The organism is Hymenobacter agri (assembly GCF_054778495.1).
On the sequence record NZ_BAAGZM010000491.1, the window covers coordinates 1 to 3,300 of the forward strand.

The 3,300-nt window shown below is 64.7% G+C and carries 3 protein-coding genes; 1 reads left to right on the plus strand and 2 read right to left on the minus strand.

The window, feature by feature from the left end:
• On the minus strand, positions 1-2,093 hold a 2,093-nt coding region (locus tag ACYVDE_RS18170), incomplete at its 3' end, for an endonuclease (protein WP_460502970.1).
• Positions 2,094-2,307: 214 nt separating this feature from the next.
• Here ACYVDE_RS18170 and ACYVDE_RS18175 point away from each other — a divergent pair.
• Positions 2,308-2,613 (plus strand): rhodanese-like domain-containing protein, encoded by a 306-nt coding sequence (locus ACYVDE_RS18175; protein WP_460502971.1) that lies wholly within the window; start codon positions 2,308-2,310, stop codon positions 2,611-2,613.
• 160 nt (positions 2,614-2,773) lie between these two features.
• Here ACYVDE_RS18175 and ACYVDE_RS18180 read toward each other — a convergent pair.
• A partial coding sequence (locus ACYVDE_RS18180; protein ID WP_460502972.1) for an alpha/beta hydrolase occupies positions 2,774-3,300 on the minus strand: 527 nt, incomplete at its 5' end.

The window sequence follows — 3,300 nt, forward strand, 5'->3', positions numbered from 1 at the left end:
TTGCGCAGCACGGTGGCGGTGCGGGTGGCGGTGGCCACGAAGCAGCCCGCGCTGGTGTAGCTGCCCACACCGGCGAAGTTGTCGACGCCGTTGCCAGTCCAGGTGGCGGCACCGTTGGGACCGTTCCAACGGCCGCCCTGGGTGGTGTTGGGCAGGCGCACGAGCGTGTTGTTCAGGGTCGAGCCGCCACCGGCGGTAGTCCACGAAGTCGGCTGCTGGCCGATTACGCCAATCACGTCGAGGGTGTCGGTGCCGTCGAACAGGCCAATGGCATCGTCGCCGTTGAAGAAGGCCACGCTGTTCTGCACGTCGGTTTGGGCCGCCACGCCGGTATCGGTCACGCCGGTGTTGGCAATCACATACACGTCGCCGGGGGCGATGGTGCCGGTCAGGTTCAGGGTAGCGGTGGCGGTGGTAGCGCCGTTGGCGTACAGCACCACGCGCTTGCCGGTCAGCGGCATCGGGCTCGCTGTCGGGTTGTAAATTTCCAGCACCTTGGTGTTGCCGGTGGCCGACTCAATGTACTGCGTGAAGTAGGGCTTGGTGCAGGGCGAGCCGGCCGGGGCCGCGTCGTCGTTCGCGATGGTGAACACGTGGGCGCTGGGCGTGCCCACGATGATGTTGTTGTTGGAAGGCGTGCCCAGCAGCAGGCGCACCGTTTCGCTGGGCTCGTATACGGCATCGCCCACCACGGTGATGGTGACGGGCTGCGTAGTAGCCGTGGCGCTGAAGGTCAGGCTGGTGGTGTTCAGCGTGTAGTCGGTAGTAGGAGTGGCGGTGCTGTTGGCGGCGTCCACGCTCACGGGCACCGTGAAGGTGCCGCTGGGCAGCGTGCCGGTGGCCGTCACGTTCACGGTGTAGGTGGTGGTGCCGGAGTTGCCTTCGGCCTGCGAGCCGGCGGCCGAAGCAAAGGCCACGGTGGGCGCGGGGCCATCGTCGTTGGTGATGGTGAGCGTGTGGCTGGCGGGCGAGCCTACGCTGTTGCCGGTGCTGGGGCTGGTCAGGCCCAGCACCACGGTTTCGTCGGTTTCGGGCTGGGTGTCGCCGTTCACGGTCAGCGTCACGGTCTGCGAGGTGCTGCCGGCCGGGAACGTCACCGTGGTAGGCGAAGTGAAGGAGAAGTCGGTGCCGTTGGTAGCCGTTGAGCTGCCCGTATTCAGGCTGACCTGCACGGTGCTGGCCGTGGTGGCGGCGGGGCTCAGGTTCACGGTGAAGGTGTAGGTGCTGGTGCCGGCGTTGCCCTCAACGATGGTGCCGGTGGCATTGGCGAAGCTGAACGTGGGGCCGGCCGGGGCCAAGCCGTAGGCCAGGGCTACCAGGTTGGGGTACTCGATGTAGGGGTTGTAGTTGCCCTGGCTGGCGGCTACGCGGCGGTTGCGCTCAATCTCGTGGGCGTCGACTGGGTCGGCCAGGTGCCAGGCGTAGAGGGTCGCCAGCGGCGCAATCGACGTGATGTTCTGGTGGCCGGTGGCAATGAGCTCCGACTGCGTGTCGTGCATGGTGTAGAAGTAGAACGCCGTGCGGGCCACGTTGCCCTTATGGTCTTCGCGGGGCTCAAACGTCGACGATGTCGCTTCGCTGTACTCGTCGATGTTGGCCGACGGGATGGTGTTGATGGCCGTGGTATTGCGCATCCAGATGGTCGTCGTTGCGTCCGGAATTTCGCTGTAGGGGTTGTTGCCCCGGTTCGAGTTCCACTGAATGTAGGTGGGGTAGAGGTGGTGCATGTCGGACACCATGCGCGCCGCCGAGCTGAACCACGACTGCGGAATGGTGTGCTCGCAGTTGATGTTGGCCGCCGAGGTGGTGCTCGAGCTGTTGAAGTCGAGCGGCACCGGCGTGTTGTAGCCCCCGTACACGCACGTCACCGAGTTGTTGTAGTTGTCGGCGTAGTTATACATTTTGGCCCGGGCGGCGGCGTACGACAGCACGTTGCGCTTGCCGTCGTACCAGTTGGTGCGCAGCCAGTCGCGCAGGGCCTGGCCCTGCAGGTTGGAGGGCGGGGCGGCCGGCACGGCCGGGAAGGTTTGAGCGTGCAGCGCGGCCGGCACCAGGGCCAGCGCCAGCAGCAGCGTCGAGAAAACTTGCTTCATATGATAAAAAAAAGAGGAGATTGAATGTTCGGGCGGAAGCAACGGGCCCGGCTGGCCGCACGAAGCCGGCTGGCGGTGGCCCGAATTAAAATGGGTAGCAAACAGAAGTCAAAGATACACTAAAGGCTGCACGTGGCTGATGACCCATTTGTTACGATTGCAAGCCCGCGGCTGCCGTACTTTCGCGCATCCATTTCCCCAACCCTCTCACCCCATGGCCGACATCACCACCACCGAACTGCGCCAGCGCCTGCAAGCCGGCGAAACCCCTCACCTCATCGACGTGCGCGAGCCCTGGGAGCACGAAGAAGGCCGCATCCCCACGGCCCAGAACATCCCGCTCGGCACCCTGCCCGAAAAGCTCGACGACCTCGAAGCCTGGAAAGACCAGGAAGTTATTGTGCAGTGCAAGAGCGGCGCCCGCTCGTCGCAGGCCAAAGCCTTCCTCACCCAGCAGGGCTTCACTAATGTGCGCAACCTGCTCGGCGGCTACACCGAGTATTCGGCCGGCGGCCAGTAGGGCGTAGCCCTGCTGGTTTGATAGAATAACAAAGCCCGTCATGCTGAGCGGAGTCGAAGCATCTCTCCCACAATACTATTCCTGATGGTTTGGATTAGTTACGCGGTAGAGATGCTTCGACTCCGCTCAGCATGACGTTTTACTTGTGGCCTTCCCGGCCTTACCGCCCCAACAAATACTCCAGCGCCGGGCCCACGCGCTTCTTCCAGGCGGCTTCGTTGTGGGCCGCGCCGGGGAAGCTGCGGCTGAGCCAGTTGTCGGCCGCGTAGCCGTGCGCCCGCCCGGTGCTGTCGATGCGCGCCTGATGCGGGGCGTACCAGGCATCGAGCGTGGTGGTGCCGTGGTCGAAATACAGGCGGGGCTTGGGATTGCGGGGCAGTTTCTTGTCGAGATACTGTACCATGGCCGTGGCGAAATCGGAGCGGTTTTCCTTCAGGCTCAACGGCCAGTGCGTGGAGAAGCAGGCGGCCCCGCCAAACGTCTGCGGGTATTCCAGCGCCGCGTACAGCGAGATGAGCCCGCCCATGCTGGAGCCAGCCACGAAGGTGTCGGCCCGGCGCGGCGAGGTCTGGAAGTGCTGGTCGACGTACGGCTTGAGCTCCCGCACCAGAAACTTCAGGTACTCGTCGGATAGGGGCTGGCCGGGCCGCTCCTGCTCGATGCGGGCGCGGGCGGCGGCGGGCATGG

What these genes read in the sequence shown, in the direction of transcription:
- ACYVDE_RS18175 (WP_460502971.1), top strand. Translation starts at nt 2,308, where the DNA reads ATGGCCGACATCACCACCACCGAACTGCGCCAGCGCCTGCAAGCCGGC.